Source organism: Psychrobacter sp. AOP7-A1-24 (assembly GCF_052376235.1).
Classification (GTDB): domain Bacteria; phylum Pseudomonadota; class Gammaproteobacteria; order Pseudomonadales; family Moraxellaceae; genus Psychrobacter.
The window spans coordinates 1-15,938 of record NZ_JBQSVM010000034.1 but is presented as its reverse complement, the minus strand read 5'-3'; the positions used below and the strand labels follow the sequence as shown (position 1 = coordinate 15,938).

At 42.4% G+C, this 15,938-nt stretch carries 15 protein-coding genes; 8 read left to right on the top strand and 7 right to left on the bottom strand.

The features are described 5' to 3' along the window. Positions 1-221 precede the first annotated feature (221 nt). Complete coding sequence (locus tag ACT3QQ_RS10965; protein ID WP_444528050.1) at positions 222-1,349, top strand: M14 family metallopeptidase; 1,128 nt, start codon at positions 222-224, stop codon at positions 1,347-1,349. A gap of 170 nt (positions 1,350-1,519) precedes the next feature. Here the strand turns inward: ACT3QQ_RS10965 and ACT3QQ_RS10960 are convergent, their stop codons facing one another. The 4 genes from ACT3QQ_RS10960 to ACT3QQ_RS10945 form a co-directional block, all read right to left on the bottom strand. Beyond that, positions 1,520-1,951, bottom strand: a complete 432-nt coding sequence (locus tag ACT3QQ_RS10960) for a DUF6789 family protein (protein ID WP_444528049.1) — start codon at positions 1,949-1,951, stop codon at positions 1,520-1,522. 374 nt (positions 1,952-2,325) lie between these two features. Next, the gene (locus tag ACT3QQ_RS10955) at positions 2,326-3,756 is read right to left on the bottom strand and encodes a patatin-like phospholipase family protein (protein WP_444528048.1); all 1,431 of its coding nucleotides are present in this window, start codon (positions 3,754-3,756) and stop codon (positions 2,326-2,328) included. Positions 3,757-4,020: 264 nt separating this feature from the next. Beyond that, on the bottom strand, positions 4,021-5,001 hold the full coding sequence (locus ACT3QQ_RS10950; RefSeq protein WP_444528047.1) for an EamA family transporter: 981 nt from the start codon (positions 4,999-5,001) through the stop codon (positions 4,021-4,023). Positions 5,002-5,045: 44 nt separating this feature from the next. Beyond that, on the bottom strand, positions 5,046-6,425 hold the full coding sequence (locus ACT3QQ_RS10945; RefSeq protein ID WP_444528046.1) for an aminotransferase-like domain-containing protein: 1,380 nt from the start codon (positions 6,423-6,425) through the stop codon (positions 5,046-5,048). Positions 6,426-6,690: 265 nt separating this feature from the next. On the opposite strand from ACT3QQ_RS10945, the gene ACT3QQ_RS10940 reads away from it, so the two are divergent. Beyond that, positions 6,691-7,872, top strand: coding sequence for an MFS transporter (locus tag ACT3QQ_RS10940; RefSeq protein WP_444528045.1), 1,182 nt, complete (start codon positions 6,691-6,693; stop codon positions 7,870-7,872). Positions 7,873-8,105: 233 nt separating this feature from the next. Beyond that, complete coding sequence (locus ACT3QQ_RS10935) at positions 8,106-9,323, top strand: acetamidase/formamidase family protein (RefSeq protein ID WP_444528044.1); 1,218 nt, start codon at positions 8,106-8,108, stop codon at positions 9,321-9,323. Between the two features lie 132 nt (positions 9,324-9,455). Here the strand turns inward: ACT3QQ_RS10935 and ampC are convergent, their stop codons facing one another. Together ampC and ACT3QQ_RS10925 are read right to left on the bottom strand one after the other, a co-directional pair. Further along, positions 9,456-10,631: a class C beta-lactamase gene (gene ampC, locus ACT3QQ_RS10930; RefSeq protein ID WP_444528043.1), complete on the bottom strand. Its 1,176-nt coding sequence runs from the start codon at positions 10,629-10,631 to the stop codon at positions 9,456-9,458. 38 nt (positions 10,632-10,669) lie between these two features. After that, positions 10,670-10,972, bottom strand: a complete 303-nt coding sequence (locus tag ACT3QQ_RS10925; protein ID WP_444528066.1) for a type II toxin-antitoxin system HicB family antitoxin — start codon at positions 10,970-10,972, stop codon at positions 10,670-10,672. A gap of 371 nt (positions 10,973-11,343) precedes the next feature. On the opposite strand from ACT3QQ_RS10925, the gene ACT3QQ_RS10920 reads away from it, so the two are divergent. From ACT3QQ_RS10920 to ACT3QQ_RS10910, 3 genes are all read left to right on the top strand, one after another. Then, positions 11,344-12,207 (top strand): SDR family NAD(P)-dependent oxidoreductase, encoded by an 864-nt coding sequence (locus ACT3QQ_RS10920; protein WP_444528042.1) that lies wholly within the window; start codon positions 11,344-11,346, stop codon positions 12,205-12,207. 104 nt (positions 12,208-12,311) lie between these two features. Then, on the top strand, positions 12,312-13,361 hold the full coding sequence (locus ACT3QQ_RS10915; RefSeq protein ID WP_444528065.1) for a zinc-binding alcohol dehydrogenase family protein: 1,050 nt from the start codon (positions 12,312-12,314) through the stop codon (positions 13,359-13,361). Between the two features lie 100 nt (positions 13,362-13,461). Beyond that, a complete protein-coding gene (locus ACT3QQ_RS10910) occupies positions 13,462-13,767 on the top strand; it encodes a putative quinol monooxygenase (RefSeq protein WP_444528041.1) in 306 nt (101 codons plus the stop codon). Between the two features lie 224 nt (positions 13,768-13,991). Here the strand turns inward: ACT3QQ_RS10910 and ACT3QQ_RS10905 are convergent, their stop codons facing one another. Next, positions 13,992-14,132 carry a winged helix-turn-helix transcriptional regulator gene (locus ACT3QQ_RS10905; RefSeq protein WP_444523596.1) on the bottom strand — a complete coding sequence of 47 codons (141 nt, stop codon included), beginning with the start codon at positions 14,130-14,132 and terminating at the stop codon, positions 13,992-13,994. A gap of 150 nt (positions 14,133-14,282) precedes the next feature. On the opposite strand from ACT3QQ_RS10905, the gene ACT3QQ_RS10900 reads away from it, so the two are divergent. Together ACT3QQ_RS10900 and ACT3QQ_RS10895 are read left to right on the top strand one after the other, a co-directional pair. Continuing rightward, positions 14,283-15,011 (top strand): SDR family oxidoreductase, encoded by a 729-nt coding sequence (locus ACT3QQ_RS10900; RefSeq protein WP_444528040.1) that lies wholly within the window; start codon positions 14,283-14,285, stop codon positions 15,009-15,011. 67 nt (positions 15,012-15,078) lie between these two features. Then, positions 15,079-15,666, top strand: coding sequence for a 2-hydroxychromene-2-carboxylate isomerase (locus tag ACT3QQ_RS10895; protein ID WP_444528039.1), 588 nt, complete (start codon positions 15,079-15,081; stop codon positions 15,664-15,666). Positions 15,667-15,938: the final 272 nt, after the last annotated feature.

Sequence of the window (15,938 nt, the reverse complement as noted above, 5' to 3'; positions counted from 1 at the left end):
CAATTTTATTTGAGCCTTTTAACCAGTAGTTCTCTTGAACATATGCGATACAGAGATTATAAAGCGAATACCTTGAAAATTAGTCTGCCATAACCAAGTAAACGTATGTCTGTTCTATTAGATAAAAGTAGAAGCTATCAAAAAAACAGTAGGTAAAATGGTAAGTCTATAATGGACATAATATTTAAAACAGAATCATAAAAATTAATTAGGGAATAACTATGTATATCACGGCGAATTTTGATGCAGGCAACATTGACGTTATCAATGCAGATGATAAAAAGGACATTCAACTAGCGATTCGTCCAGACGTTGGCGGAGAGTTTTTTCAGTGGTTTAACTTTCGTCTATCAGGCCAAATAGGGGAGCAGTATGTTCTCAATATTCTGAATGCAGGTGAGTCGTCTTATCTAGAAGGGTGGGAAGATTACCAAGCGGTAGGTTCTTATGATCGTCAGCATTGGTTCCGTCTTCCAACGTCTTATAAAGATGGAAAATTGACCATCGTGGCAGAGTTAGAATGTGAAACTATGCAAATTGCCTACTTTGCGCCTTATAGCTATGAGCGTCACCAAGATTTATTGGCCGCCGTGCAAGTGCATCCGCTAGTGACATTAGAGCATTTGGGCGAAACGCTTGATAAACGTGACCTAACTTTAGTCAAAATTGGTGATGGAGCTGCCCATAAGCGTAATATATGGATTACCGCCCGTCAGCACCCAGGTGAAACGATGGCTGAGTGGCTTATTGAGGGTTTGTTGTATAGCTTGTTAGATAGTGATAATGCGACAGGCAGACAGCTATTAGACAAAGCTAATTTTTATGTAGTCCCTAATATGAACCCAGATGGCAGTGTACGTGGTCACTTGCGTACTAACGCTGCCGGAACCAATTTGAACCGTGAATGGCAAAGTCCAAGCTTAGAAAAAAGTCCTGAAGTGTTTCATGTGATTAATAAAATGAAAGCGACAGGCGTGGATCTATTTTATGATGTGCATGGTGATGAAGCATTGCCATACGTCTTCCTCGCTGGCTCACAAGGGACGCCAAGCTATAGTGATCGTCTGGCTGGTCTGCGTGATAGATTTTCAGAGGTATTAAAATTAGCCAGCGCCGACTTCCAGTCTGAGATTGGCTATGACGTTGATGCACCGGGTACTGCCAATATGACCGTTGCTACCAATTGGGTGGCAGAGCATTTTGATTGCCTAGCTAATACGTTAGAGATGCCATTTAAAGATAATGACAACCTGCCTGATGAAGAGATGGGGTGGTCGCCAGAGCGCTCTATTCAATTAGGGGAAGCATCACTGATAGCAATGCTGGCTGTCGTAGATGATTTAAGATAGCTATAATATAAAAAAAGCTGTAGAAAATAAAAAACTGCTAATGATGGCCTGTTTTTTAAAGGTCATCGTTAGCAGCTTGTCTTAAATGATTCTAAATCTATACTTTTAATGTCGCTTTTTAATAGCGATTGTTATTTAGATATTATGGTAGCTGATTGGTTTCTAAGCTTTTAGTGTGCGCCAACAAGCTTAGTATAAACTTTACCCAATACTACGCCAAATACCAGATGTAGCATAAGAGTGGCGATCGGAATCATGATGCCGCTTGGCATCGATAAACCAAATAAGCCATTGCCCATCATAGGCATAATAGCAATCATCATCATAAACCAACCAAGTGCTCCTACCAACGCACCAATCAGAGTAAAGTTCTTACTTCTATCCGTACCTGCCATCAATGCCATGACGATACCATAGCCGATCGATCCCACCATAAAGTGAGCAATCCATGCCACTACATGACTACCGCCCATCATCGATGCCAGCATCGCGATAATATCTAAATCAGGCATCAGGCCTACCACACTTTTTAGCATTAGGAGTAGGGACATAACGATGGTCGCGATAAAAGCAGCGATTATTCCAGCCATATATTTGTTCATAGTAGTCATTCCTTTTTCAGGTTTGAATTATCATTATTTTTTGAATGTTTTTGATTTTATTTATTATCCAGTCGTAATACATTGGAGATAAATACCTGATTATGTGTATGGTAAAGATATTAAAAGCGTAGGTAATCTTCAAAATGATCTTATACTATCTACCAAGTATTAAAACTGGAGTATGTACTGTTTCTACAGTAAAACGTCTGAAGCAGTCATTCAAGTAATTTTGAGTAATCGTTCAATTTTACTTGTAATCATAAACATGCTACGAACACTCAGTTCGAAAAAATAGGGTGAGTATAACAGGCAGAGATGAGCATAGATAAATGTGGTAAGTATAGGCTGGCATGCTACCAGTCAAGTATATGCGGTCACTGGAGAGCATGACGGAAATTTTGAAATTCTTTAGATTGTTCAAGTAAGTTGTTACCCAAGTATCGTAGATCATCTACTTGATCAGGTTGCAAATGAAAGGTGGTGGGCATAGCATCGAACTTTGCACGCTCTGTTTTATCTTTGACTTGATCGAAGGTCAATACAGAAAAGTGTACTTCAACTTGAGGCGCATTTTCAGGCCGCTGAGCATTTACATGCTCTCCCCATTGCATAAATTCTTTTTTGGCCAATGAGACAGTTTCGTTATTGAGTGTACCTAGTGCGACTTCGCTCGACGCTGAAATGGTATCAAGAAAACTCGGCTCTTTATTTTCCACTGACCACTCATGTTCTGAGTAAGTTTGCGCGTTGGCCACAACGACTAGTACTTGCTTGACTTGACGCAATTTAGCAGGACTGAAGGCACCAGCCATATTAGGCACATCACCATACTGGGTCACAGGACTCATCATTGATCCGCGCACGCCTAAATTATCAGTCACTCCGCCATCTACCAAGCGTACTACTGGCATACGCTCTGGCTGTGAGTACCTATCTAACGCGCGCGCTATCGCGTAACTACGTGGTAAATGACTGTCTTGATTTAGGGCTTGATTAACCCAAGGCTGAGATCGCTGCGGGCAATCAGAAAAGTTATGTAAAGCAATAGGGGCAAAGATGCCAGGTACAGAAGAAGAAGCCATTACCGCATTGGCAACTGGGTAACTTGATAAATCTGAACATAAAAAATCGAACTGCTGCTGAGTAAATGAAAAAGTCATAGCATTGTTCAGATCACTTGCATTTAGGATAACGTAAGGCAACTTTCCACGACTCATGTCACCAAAGGTCTTTTGTTGAAATAGACTGTTGTTTAAATTATTAGCCACCAAGTCTCCACGATTATATTCAGAACTGCCCATCGCTATCAGGCTTTGCGGACGTAACGCAAGTCTAATCAGTCGTGACTGCCAGTCTTCATACAAGAATTGTGGTGCAAACTTCTCAAAAATATCATCACCGAATAATCCGTAATAAGCAGCCGTGTAGCTCCCGCCAGATACCGAAGAAATGACATCGACCTCATCTAATAGTCGGCGCTCTACGCCATTGATAGTCACAGGTGTATCACGTAGTTTTTCTAACACTCCATAGCTGAGTGCTGCTGCTCGTGTACCACCGCCAGAAAAGGCAAGTACGACAAAGACTTCGTCTGAGTTTTTTGGGAGGTTGTTATTAAAATCATAACGAGCAGTGGCTTTGTCTACAATGGGCTTGTTCCAGACTCGTTGTGTGCAACCGGTGATGAATAGAGAGGTAAGAATGATGAATAATAGAAAATATGTGACGCATAAACGAGGTGAAACGATCAATTTCGAAAGTTTCTGTAGCAGCCGATCATAGTAAATAGACATATCTATACGCATTCAAATCACCTAAAGGTTGTAGACTGTGGTTCGCTCTGTATCTTTTGTCTAATAACAGAGTGAACGATGTCGGTTTTTGACTTCCATGTCAGTTTTGACTTGAAACTTAAGAGCAGTGAATACCTTCTAAATACGACGTATATAAAACAGAGCTAGTATAGACTGACTTTTTATTAGCATCAGTCATGAGAGGTGTAATGTAAGTACTATTAATAAACTTTAACTGGACGGTAATAGCGAGTCAAGATAAAACTAAATAACCAATCAAATAGCTTTTCTTTTTATTTTTACATTCGCCAATAACAATCCTGACAAAATCAGTATCATGGCAAGTATTTTCCACCAAGTCACCACTTCTCCTGTGAGTAGGACTGAGGTCACCATACCGAATACGGGCACCAATAGCGCAAACGGCATAACCTTAGAGGCTGTATTTTGACTGAGTAAGTATGCCCACAGCCCAAAGCCAATTAAGGTTGAGACATAGACGATAAACCCAAGTGATAGCCAAGATTTGAGTGATGCTTCAATAAACGTCTCTAGTTGCCATGCATCAGTCTCGAAGATAAGAGAAGATATCGTTAACATCACGCAAGCAATGAGACTGCCCCAGACTACTAATGCTAGAGCAGACAAAGCAGATGCCTTATTTGCCCCAACGCTAGCTTTAGTAACAGATACTCTTGTTTCTTGCTGCGTCGCTTTTAGAGCCATTTGTTCCGATGCTTTTTCTAGCGATTTCTCTGAAGCCTGTTTTGATACCTGCTTTGAGGCAATGTTACCAAAGCTCCAACCGATGGCTGCAATCAAAATACAGACAAACCCTGCCAAAGGCATATCACCACCAAGGTTTAGCGCAATTACGCTAAGTCCTAGCACGCCGACTAACATACCAACGATTTGCATACGGCTAACCGATTCGCCCAATATAAAGTACGCTAGCAATACCGTGATAAAAATCTGAATTTGTAGCAATAGTGCCGTCAGCCCCGGGGATGAACCCAAATGCATCGCTGTAAAGACAAAGGCGTACTGCATGACAAATGTACCGATGGCATAAATAAACAAGGTAAGGTTGAATTTAGGTGGCTTTAAAAACAAAACCAGTGGCACAGCGGTAAAGAAAAAACGCAGGGCAGTAAGCATTAATGGTGGAAAGCTCTCAAGCCCCCATGCAATAAAGGTAAAATTCACGCCCCAAATAAAGGTAACCAGTACTGCCAATGCAGTATATATAGGGGACATATTATTTATCCTAGAGAGTTAGTATCTGTTTTGGGGATGTTTGGTCAGTCTAACGATTGAGCCAATACTTCGAATATTTTTGAATGATTCATCTGCGCCACATTGAACCGCATAAAGTTATCAGCATTGTCCGATTGGCTAAAAACATTGCCTGGTGCTAATACTACACCCTGTGATAAACAGCGATTGGCTAATTCGGTCGCATTGTTATTCTTAGGTAATTGGCACCATAGGAACATACCCGATTGTGGAAGTAGCCACGGTACGATGCCTAATTTAGCCAATCGTGGTAGCGTATGAGTACGCGCGCTTGCCAGCCGAGTATGGATATCATTCATATGCTTACGGTAGCCGCTATCAGTCAACGCTGAGAACACAACCGCCGCTGCTAACTGACTGCCACCAAAGCCAGTCGCTATCTTTAAATCTACCAAACTCTCAACCCACTCTGTAGGCGCTGCAATATAACCACAGCGTAGGGATGCGGATAACGTTTTAGAAAAACTGCCGATATAGAATACGCGTGATAACCCATCCAAAGCCGCCAATCTCGCCGCAGGCTTGACTTCAAAATCTGCAAAAATATCGTCTTCGATAATGTACAAGCCAGCCGCCTGAGCCAATTGTAATACACGGTATGCCGTAGCAGGTGATAACGTTGCGCCCGTAGGATTATGAATGGCAGCGTTGGTGATGTACAGGCGCGGCTTATGCTCATCTAAAATCGCTGCAAAGGCCTCTACATCTGGGCCATTTGGTGTATAAGGGACGCCAACCACTTTGACCCGATGGGCAAGCAGCTGTGCTCGAAAGTTAAAATAACAAGGATCATCGACGACAACCGTATCACCTGGCGTCAGCAAAAATCGAAAAATCAAATCTATCGCCTGAGTGCCTGAATCTGTCAATATTATCTGTGACGGTTCTGCATTGATACTCAATCCTGCCATACGCCGCGTGAGGAGTTGACGCAATGCTAACAGTCCTAGCGGCGTTGCATACTCACTGATAATAGACGCGTCAGCTTTTGCTACATTTCGCAGACCACGGCGCATACCTGCCTCAAACAGCCAGTCCGCTGGCAACCACCCACAGCCTGGCTTTAATGCACCATCGGGCGGCTCCAGCGATTGCCGCGATACCCACAATGGATCTACCACTCGCTCAATTTTTGGTGCTATATCTGTCAATGATAGAGGCGCTGTCGTCTCTGCCACATAAAACCCTGCACCAGGACGGGAGTAAATAATGCCCTCAGTTTGCAGGCGCTCGTAGGCTTCAACCACGGTCGATGGTGAGAACCCATAATCTTTGGCAGCAGCACGGACAGACGGTAGTCGCGACTCTGGCATATAGATAACGGTTGCTATTTTCTCTTTTACGTCAGCCATGACAACTTCGATACGTGTTAGCTTCTTATTCATATTTTTTACAATTTTTGGTAAGGCGGCTTTTATGAAGGTCTTATCTCAAGGTTACAGCTATGACGATATATGGGTAGGATATCCCAACTGTATGGGTTTTATAGACCAAACAGTTCTGTCTAATTGTACTGTATTGTATATAGATAACCTACTGTGATTTTGTTTTAATCATTGAAGGTAAACGATGTAGAGGTAGGTGTCATTCTACTGTGAATCACACTAACCTCAGTCAATTCAACGATTATTACTCAAAAAGCAGCGATATATGACCAATAAAAAATATAATAAATATCTGGCCTTTGCCTTATGTGTGATAACGACAAGCGTCAATATCCAAGGGCCACTTTATGCCGTTTATGCACACAATGATGGCTATGGCGTACTAGCAACCACGATAGCGTTTTCCTTTTATGTATTGGGTGTCATACCTGTATTGTTAGCTTTTGGTGGATTGTCTGATCGCATCGGACGGCGCAAGGTGATTTTAATCTCTCTAGCCCTATCGATAGCAGCGACAGCTCTCATGTTGTTTTATCCGTACACGCGAGCGCTAGCAATAGCGCGACTCGTACTGGGTGTGGGAACGGCTCTGATGGCTGCGACGGCGACGGCCTATATGATTGAGCTGCTTGGCTCATCAGATACGATGCGTGCGACAGCGTGGGTGACGGCCAGCACGACGATAGGTTTTGGTCTTGGCCCTGTATTGACGACAGTTTCTTTGATGCTTTATGAAACCGATCAGCCAGCCAGTTTTTTCTTACTGCTAGCTAGCGGGCTGTTCGCTATGTTTTTGTTATATCAATTACCAGAGACAGTACCTAAACGCACTAGTTCGCCCACATCTATGCTACGGCTACCTTATTTTAACCGTGAGGTCATCTGGTATGGTAGCGGTATTTTGATTTGTTGGGCGACGACAGGATTGGTATTGTCAGTTATTCCCTCAGTACTGGCCACGCATGGACTGGCTAAGTATGCAGGAATATCCTCTATGTTGGCTATCAGTTGTGGATTGATCGTTCAGCCAATCGCCCGAAAACTTGACTCTCAAATCTCAAGTAAGATTGGTCTTCTGATCTTACTACCAGCGTATGCTTTATTGGCTTGGGGGACGTTGAATGCCAACCTGCCAGTGATTCTTTTGGCTGCTTTGTTGGCGAGCAGTAGTTGTTATGGATTTGCCTATTTGGGAGGTATGCTAGGAGTCGCATGCTCGGCTGGTACTGAGCAGGCACGTGCCAGTGCCGGATATTTTCTGATGGCATATATAGGGCTTAGTGTACCGGTTATCTTTACTGGTTTGATTGTTGATCGATATGGTGTGGCTACTGCGTTCTACACCTTCGGTTTGTTTTCGTTGGTTGGTGTGATTGTCTTATTTGTCAGCCAGCCCATATTGAGAATTGGAGGTCGTTCGAACACCAATATGCGTAGTGTCACTTAAAGCAAGACTGAAAATGCAGTTTTCTTCTCATTATATTTGCATTCCATGCAACGCTTTGCTCTAAAACGACGCTCTTTTTACTCTGAGGCACCACGATAAAGCAAAAAATTGTATCAATATAGTGCTTTTGCCACTGAGTTTAGTAGAAAACATCGTTTTTTCCGTGGCATAGAACTTGCCTTTTATACAAGTACGACAATATTGTCAGGCTTCAACTAAAGAGGGTATGTTCTATGTTCAAAAAAACCATCCTTTCACTGTTTATTCTAAGCGCATTTGGTATATCAGTATCCCAAGCAGAAGACTTTACGGTTCTTAAGCAAATAGCAGATGAACCTACTCAACTGAGTAGCGGCGAATACAAAGGCAATTACTACGTACCTTCTACTTTAGATACCATAACATGGGGATATTTACCTAATAGAGACGCTAGCCCCGTTATGTCGGTTGCTTCAGGTAGTGTGGTGACTTTTGATACGGTCTCACACGAAGGTTTGCTCGAAGATCAGGGCCGTGATGCAGAAAAGTACTTTAAGTCAAAAGGGGTCAAAGACGATTTTATTTTAGAGGAAGCAAAAACAATAACAAAATCAGAATTAGAACATGATTTTGATAAAGATGGTCCTCATATCGTGACAGGCCCTATCGAAATCAAAGGAGCGCAACCAGGTGATATTCTAAAAGTAGAAGTCATCAACGTTGAGCCGCGCGTACCGTATGGTGTCATCTCTAATCGTCATGGCAAAGGCGCATTGGCAGGCGAGTTCCCCAAAACAGTAAAACAAGATAATGCGTCTGCTGCTTATCCTGAACGTTACGGTAATGTCTCTGTATTTACTCCTATAGAGAAGAACGCCAAAGGTGAGTACGAAGGTATCCTAAAAACAGATTCTGGTCAGTCTATACGTTTTCCACTTAGTCCATTTATGGGGCTAATGGGTGTCGCAGCAAACACCTCGGAGCGAGTACATTCAGTTCCGCCTGCTATGTATGGCGGCAATATTGATATCAACGAATTGGGTGCAGGTGCAACGGTTTATTATCCAGTACAGGTAGCAGGTGCACTGTTCTATACAGGTGACAGTCACTTTGCCCAAGGCGATGGCGAGGTTGCATTGACTGCCCTCGAAGCATCTGCTCGGGCCACTTTTAAGTTTACACTGCTAAAAGCAGGTAAGGATAAGATTCCGGGTAAAGAAATTGTGCAACCTTTGGCAGAGAATGCTGAATTTTGGATCACGCCAGGGCTAGATGAAGATTTGGATGAGGCGATGAAGAAGTCTACTCGTGAAGCGATTCGTTTCTTAAATCAAGAGTATGGTATTGATGAGGCAATCGCTTATGCTTACCTAAGTGCAGCGACAGATTTTGAAGTATCGCAAGTCGTGGATAAGACCAAAGGTATTCACGCCAAAATTCGTAAAGCAGATTTCAAAGAGTTTGAAAAATAGTAAGAACTAACACTTTCAATTTTAGAAAAAAAGTCCTTTATACTGATATAAAGGACTTTTTTACATTCATTATATTGGTTTAAAAAAGGTGAATATCACTAGAGTCACAGCAACGTTCTGTTTTCTTCTACTTCAATTAGCCATCGCACTTTGCAGGATGGTGTAAGCCGCTTTGACCCTCTCTGCGTTGGGGTAGTTCTTATTTGCCAAAATGACAATGCCAGATTTTTTTGCGGGAATATAAGCGATATATCCACCGAATCCATTGGTAGCGCCTGTCTTGTTCACCCATACATCGTTTAAAACAGGTGTCGGCTGATTGTTTGCTGTAATAGGCTGTGGCTTGAGCACCACATCCGTTGAATTACCTTCAAGCAATGTGTCTAGCTGAGTGGGGAATGGATACATCTCCCACGCCAATCCCTGTGTAACAGTGCTCGCTTGATAGTATCCCTTTCTAGTGTTTTGCAATGACTGTTGAATATCTTTATCCAAAGGGATTAACCCCATGTTAGCCGCCATGTAATGAGTCATATCCGCGCTGGTTGATTTAATACCATAGGCTTCGGCGTCCAAAATTCCAAGGTTAACTCTTATCGGCTCTCCAGCAGCGTTATAACCAAACGCATAATCGCCCATTTTGTCATTAGGAACATTGACAAAGGTACTAGGCATATTGAGTAAGGGCAGTATTTTATCTTCCATTACCTGTGTGTAATCGGCGCCCATACTCAAAGCTGATATATGGCCGAACAGTCCTATACTGGCGTTAGAGTATAGACGTTTTGAGTTGACAGGAAAGGCAGGCTGCCATGATTTATAGTAGCGCAGCAATTCGTCATTATTTTTGACATCGTTAGGTACTTGAAGTGGTAGACCACCAGCCGAATAGGTGGCTAGGTTGATAAGCTTGGTGTTACCAATGGCGCTGTCTTGTAGATAAGGAATGTATTTATCAGCGGTATCCTCCAAGTCGAGTGTGTCATTGAGTTCGGAGTAACTGGCCAAAGTCGCGGCAAAGGTCTTACTGATAGAGCCCAACTCAAAGATAGTGTTTTCTGAAACAGCCTTGCCAGATTGTTTGTCAGCCAAACCGTAGTTATAAAAAGACGACTTTCCATCGACAATAATACCAAACGCCATACCTGGAATATCATGTGCTTTCATTAGCGACTTGGCTTGTGCATCTACTGTGCTTTTCAGATGGCTGTCGCTGTCCGCTGCTTGCACTTGTCCAGATATCAATGAGGCGGCAATGACAGCAGTCAGACCAACTCGGCTAAAAAGTGTTTGCACTGATTTTTTCATGAGTAGGTTATTTGTCCGTTTTGTTATATGAGTTATTTTTAGTTCGTTTTATTATATCTGGCAGGTATGAGTGGTTCTTTAGTGTCATTTATATAGCTCGTGTAGCTATTCATATCTACGATCGCCCAATCCATTGCTTCAAGATTTGGATTTTCTGTATGTCTAGTACTATCGGTAGCTAAAGGAATAGGTTCGCCATCTCCTGTTAATTCTTTTAGATGGAGCATAATCGCTTCTTTAGGATGGATAGAGAGATCTGTATGTTTATTGCTGGTTGAATAGTAGTCCTTTATATCTGAGATAAATATACCATAAGTTGTTGTCTCATTACTTAGAGCAATCGCTTAAACCGACTTTAATGAGCAGCTTTAATGAGCCGCGCTTCTTTTATTTCAACACCACTATCTAGACGAGCTTTTAGTGCATTATCGTATCAGATAATACTACCTAGTGTCTGACCACAACGCGATCAAATTGAGAGTTCTACAAATAAATAGAGTTACTTTGCTAATATCCCTTAATTTTAATATAACCATTAGTCATTTAAACAACTCTTTAAAAGTCACTTATTTTCAAAATTATATTGAAAGTGTTTTAGGTGATAGCTACTGTTTGAAGCACAACACTTTCATTACAATGGGCGCTATTACGATAGATAAAATAGAACAGGTAACCAAAACTGGAACAATAATTCAAAAAATAAGGACGGCTTATGACTCTCAATATAACTAAGACGATTCTAATCACTGGTAGCACTGATGGCATTGGCAAATTGGCAGCGCTAAAACTGGCAAAAGCTGGGCATCAAGTGTACTTGCATGGCCGCGATGCTGACAAACTTGCTTGTGTCATTGGAGAAGTCAAAGCAGTCGCGACAGGCGCAGCAGTAGACAGCATTGATGGGTTTGTGGCTGACTTTTCTGATTTAACAGATGTGCTAAAGATGGCAACAGACGTCAATGAAAAATTGCCAAAGCTTGATGTGCTCATAAATAACGCAGGGATTTATACCACGGCATCAGCAATGACTAAAGACGATTTGGATGTACGTTTCGTGGTTAATTATCTAGCGCCTTATGAGTTGACCAATGCTTTATTACCTTTGCTAAAGCAATCTGGTCAAGCGCGTATCGTGAATTTAAGCTCAGCTGCGCAAGCACCAATATCCTATAAAGCGTTTGCAGGCCAGACCCGCCTTGATGATAAAGCCGCCTATGCCCAAAGTAAGCTGGCACTCACGATGTGGAGTATGGCGTTAGCGGATACAGTTGCTAGCGACGATATCAATGTCATTGCTGTCAACCCAGGTTCGCTGCTGAATACAAAAATGGTCGATGAGGCTTATGGTCAGTATTGGTCATCAGCAGACAAGGGCGCAAATATCCTAACTGCATTGGCCATCTCGGATGAGTTCGCTGATGACACTGGTAAATACTTTGATAACGATATAAAAGATGGCGCACATGGTGATGCAAGAGGAGAGTTTGGTCAGCCACATGTTGATGCTTTAAACAAAACAGCCATTGCAGAGCTTGAGCAGCAGACTCAAACAGTATTGCAGTCAGTTCTTGCCTAAGACCTATGTTTAGCAGTATTAGTTAATTGCAAGCAATCGGAACACTACCAACTATATTCTCAAAAATTTTATTATTAGAAACAGGACACAATATTATGCAAACTATTAAAGCCATTGGCTATCAAAATAATCTGTCTATCGATAACGAACAGTCGCTACAAGACATTACCCTTAATAAGCCAGTTGCTTCGGGCCGCGATATTCTCGTAGAAGTAAAAGCCATATCAGTCAATCCAGTAGATTACAAAATCCGTCAAGGGAGACCTGCCGAAGAGGGCGAGTATGCGGTTATCGGGTGGGATGCGGCTGGTACGGTGACGGCTGTCGGTGAAGACGTTAGTTTATTCTCAGTAGGCGATAAGGTCTATTATGCTGGTGATTTAACCCGTTCAGGCAGCAATGCGGAATATCAGTTGGTCGATGAGCGTATCGTTGGGCATATGCCAACCTCTTTATCTTTTGCTGAGGCAGCAGCATTACCGCTTACAACGATTACAGCTTGGGAGATGCTATTTGACCGTTTACAAGTGCCTGTCTCTGATAGCACGGCAAACGACAGCAGCAGTAGCGAAAACGCTAATGACGTCTCAGTATTGGTCATTGGCGCAGCGGGTGGCGTTGGATCTATCCTAACTCAGTTATTAAAAACAAGAACATCTGCCACGATTATCGGTACGGCTTCAAGAGATGAAAGCGTGCAGTGGCTCAAAGATTTGGGTACTGATCATATTATCAATCACCGCAACCCACTGTCTGATGAGCTACAAAAAACAGGTATTACTGAAGTAGACTACGTGGTGAGTCTCAATAACACCGAAGATCATTACGAAGAGATCATCAAATGCTTGAAGCCGCAGGGTAAGCTTGGACTGATTGATGATCCAAAATCACTAGATGCCAACCCTCTTAAAACTAAAAGTTTAAGCCTGCATTGGGAGTTTATGTTTGCACGCTCAATGTTTAGTACGCCAGACATGATTGAACAACATCATTTATTAAACGCAGTGGCAAAATTGATTGATGCAGGCCAGATCAAAACTACGGTCGCTCACAATCTTGGTACGATCACCGCTGAACATCTACGCAGCGCGCATCAAATGCTAGAAAAACAACAAGCACATGGCAAGATTGTATTAGAAGGTTGGTCTGCATAACATATAACGCCATTTAGGTTGGTAGGTCCAGTGTGGCGCTTTTAGCAGACATGTTGGACCTATTTAAATCAATGATAATATATAAACATAGGAAAAATAGATGAGCACGCAAGCAAACAAACCACTTACCATCGTCGCCACTATCAAAGCCAAACCTGAGCACGTTGAACGAGTGAAAACTGAGCTGCTTAAACTGACAGCAGCATCACAAGATGATAAAGGCTGTATCCAATACGACTTACATCAAGAAAATGCAAATAGTAACGGTTTCGTTGTTTATGAGATTTGGGAAAACAATGACTGTCTTCAGCAACATGTACAAAGCCCACATTTCCAAAACTATGTACAAGTAACAGATGATATGGTCGATGAATTTATTGTCACTGAAATGACAGCTATTTCATAGATTTGATCTATATTCTGCTGCTAATAATAGGATGAGTAATTGAAGGTCACTACCGAAACGATTGCCGCTAGTTAATCGAAAAAAGCCGCTACCGTACCCATGGACACCTAGATTTTGGTTCTAACTTAACCTCAATATCATGTGTAGTAATGGGTTCAGCGTACTCTGTCAGTCTGTATTTCTCACGTAGTGGCCACTACTGATCAGCGACTTTTTAGAATATCCTATGCAACCAACTTACGAAGATAGTCATATAGGACATGGCGTGTAATACCTAAGCGTTGCTCAAATATGTCGAATCGTTCGACTCCCAAAAAACAATCGCGTAAAACCATAAGCGTCCAACAATCACCAATGACTGCCAAAGTCTGAGCTACCGAGCAAGACTATTGGCCCTGTTCATACCAGTGCATAGGTTATCTCTTTTATTTCTAAGTTATAGGTTAGCTTGACAGGGTTTACAAACAAAGCTATGTTTTTGCTAGCTCTAAAAAGTAACCTATAAGGAAATAGACATGAACAGAGCACCCGTAGCAGTTGTAATTGGCGCAGGCGACGCCACTGGCAGCGCTGTTGCCAAACGCTTTGCGCGAGAAGGTTTTACGTTATGCGTGACCAGAAGGACTGTTAAAAAGCTTGCGGCATTAGTCAGTGATATAGAAGCGGCTGGGGGAGTGGTCAAGCCATTTGGTTGTGATGCACGTGTCGAGCAAGAGATGGTTGAGCTGTTTGCTCATATTGAAAAAGACATTGGACCGATTGAAGTAGTAGTATTTAACATCGGTGCAAACGTTCATTTCTCCATCGTAGATACGACAGAAAGGGTCTATCGAAAAGTGTGGGAAATGGGTGCCTTGGCTGGCTTTTTGACCGGTAGAGAAGCGGCAAAAGTTATGATTCCACGTGAGAGAGGGACAATTATCTTTACGGGTGCAACAGCGTCTTTACGCGGTAGCAAAGGTTTTTCGGCTTTTGCTAGTGCTAAGTTTGCTCTGCGGGCATTGGCACAAAGCATGGCGCGCGAGTTGGGACCCAAAGGTATACATGTCGCACATCCTATCATTGATGGCGCCATTGATACTGATTTTATTCGTGACAACTTTCCCGAGCGCTATGAGCTAAAAGACCAAGACGGTATTTTAAATCCAGATCATATCGCTGAGCAGTACTGGCAGCTGTACTGTCAGCCAAAAGATAGCTGGACACATGAGCTGGATTTACGCCCATGGATGGAGACTTTTTAGTATTACTTAATTAATAACTGTCAAAACTTTTAATGGATGTTTAATATAAGTTGCAAGGAATGCAAAGATGAGTAAACAAGTAGAGTTTTTCTTTGATGTGGGCAGCCCAGCCAGTTATTTGGCATGGACACAATTATCGAGTATCGCACAGCGTCACAATGCTGAGATCGTTTGGCGACCTATGTTACTTGGTGCAGTGTTTCAAGCTGTTGGTAATACCTCACCGGCTGCCGTACCTGTTAAAGGCGCTTATATGCTCAAAGACCTTAAGCGTTTTTCAGCTATCTATGACGTACCATTTCGCTTCAATCCATTTTTCCCAGTCAATACGATGCAGCTTATGCGCGGTGTTACCGCTTATTTGGGGACACCTAAATTTGAGAGTTATTTATTCACTATCTTTAATGCGCTATGGGCTGAACAGTTAAATATGGAATCACCAGAAGTCATTGCTGATGTTCTGTCAAAAATAGATATTGATGCGACTGATTTTATGGCACGTATTAGTGAGCCTGAGGTCAAGGCGCGTTTAAAATCTAGTACCGAAGAAGCGGTAGCACGAGGCGTATTTGGAGCACCAAGCTTCTTTGTAAATGATGAGATGTTCTTTGGCCAAGATCGTTTGAGCTTTGTTGAGAATGCTTTGAAAGATTGAGCATAGTAAGTCATAGGATATATAGACTGCGCTGTACTAGCTCAACGATAATCCATCGGCTCTCAAGCCACCAGACATCAGCCGCGATACGTAACCGTGATGTTTCTTCACTGTGGTTTCTCTAGAAAACAACCTTGCCACTCAGTTTAATCATTAAACTCTATGGTTGAATCAAGCTAAGTCTATATAGCGGTAGTTTTTCTTAGAGTGTTCTATGTCTGTTAAATCGATGTCCACCACTGCTATTTCTTGCGTCGAACCAAGTTTTTTTA

Excerpts from the sequence above, each read along its gene's own strand:
- ACT3QQ_RS10965 (WP_444528050.1), top strand. The coding sequence starts at position 222 with ATGTATATCACGGCGAATTTTGATGCAGGCAACATTGACGTTATCAAT.
- ACT3QQ_RS10960 (WP_444528049.1), bottom strand. The coding sequence starts at position 1,951 with ATGAACAAATATATGGCTGGAATAATCGCTGCTTTTATCGCGACCATC.
- ACT3QQ_RS10955 (WP_444528048.1), bottom strand. The coding sequence starts at position 3,756 with ATGCGTATAGATATGTCTATTTACTATGATCGGCTGCTACAGAAACTT.
- ACT3QQ_RS10950 (WP_444528047.1), bottom strand. The coding sequence starts at position 5,001 with ATGTCCCCTATATATACTGCATTGGCAGTACTGGTTACCTTTATTTGG.
- ACT3QQ_RS10945 (WP_444528046.1), bottom strand. The coding sequence starts at position 6,425 with ATGAATAAGAAGCTAACACGTATCGAAGTTGTCATGGCTGACGTAAAA.
- ACT3QQ_RS10940 (WP_444528045.1), top strand. The coding sequence starts at position 6,691 with ATGACCAATAAAAAATATAATAAATATCTGGCCTTTGCCTTATGTGTG.
- ACT3QQ_RS10935 (WP_444528044.1), top strand. The coding sequence starts at position 8,106 with ATGTTCAAAAAAACCATCCTTTCACTGTTTATTCTAAGCGCATTTGGT.
- ampC (WP_444528043.1), bottom strand. The coding sequence starts at position 10,631 with ATGAAAAAATCAGTGCAAACACTTTTTAGCCGAGTTGGTCTGACTGCT.
- ACT3QQ_RS10920 (WP_444528042.1), top strand. The coding sequence starts at position 11,344 with ATGACTCTCAATATAACTAAGACGATTCTAATCACTGGTAGCACTGAT.
- ACT3QQ_RS10910 (WP_444528041.1), top strand. The coding sequence starts at position 13,462 with ATGAGCACGCAAGCAAACAAACCACTTACCATCGTCGCCACTATCAAA.
- ACT3QQ_RS10900 (WP_444528040.1), top strand. The coding sequence starts at position 14,283 with ATGAACAGAGCACCCGTAGCAGTTGTAATTGGCGCAGGCGACGCCACT.
- ACT3QQ_RS10895 (WP_444528039.1), top strand. The coding sequence starts at position 15,079 with ATGAGTAAACAAGTAGAGTTTTTCTTTGATGTGGGCAGCCCAGCCAGT.